The organism is Modestobacter versicolor (genome assembly GCF_041028285.1).
Classification (GTDB): Bacteria; Actinomycetota; Actinomycetes; order Mycobacteriales; family Geodermatophilaceae; genus Modestobacter; species Modestobacter versicolor_A.
Genome location: NZ_JABGDB010000054.1, coordinates 1 through 533 on the forward strand (window position 1 = coordinate 1; position 533 = coordinate 533).

A 533-nucleotide genomic window follows, 5' to 3' on the forward strand; every position below is an offset into this window, starting at 1 on the left:
GACGGGGTAACTATTACCGACGATCAAACTACAGCGGCATTAACCGCCAACGTGAACGAAAGCGCGGGAACGTACACCGTAAAAGTGTATGACAAGGGTGGTCGTAATGACCCGACGGCGCATGTAATCGAACAACAATTAACGCTCACTACTCTGTTGCATTGGGTAGATCATCCGACTACGGCGACCGCTGGTGACACGGTTAAATATTCGTGGGGTGATGGTACTAAACCATCGGGAGGGTATTTGGTAACTGTTACAGACCCTGATAATACCAAAATTCAGGATGGGGCAATTGATAATACTGAATATAGTTTTATCGCTGCTAAAGCTGGTAATTATTCTGTATCTGTTACTGATAATATTACTACGCTGAATGAAACGCTGGTAGTAGCCGCGCCGCCTCTGGCAGTGTTTGACGTTAACGATTATAACGCTATGCGCTCTGTATTCGTTAATGGAACTGTTAACGGCGTTGCGTTTGATGGTTCTAAAAACGTAGGATTATTCGCTGGTGATAAACTGGTGTTCAC

1 protein-coding gene is annotated in these 533 nt (G+C 45.0%); it reads left to right on the forward strand.

Features of this window, described 5'->3' with window-relative positions; all coding sequences use genetic code 11:
• A partial coding sequence (locus tag HL054_RS22230; RefSeq protein WP_369141306.1) for a hypothetical protein occupies window positions 1–533 on the forward strand: 533 nt, incomplete at both ends.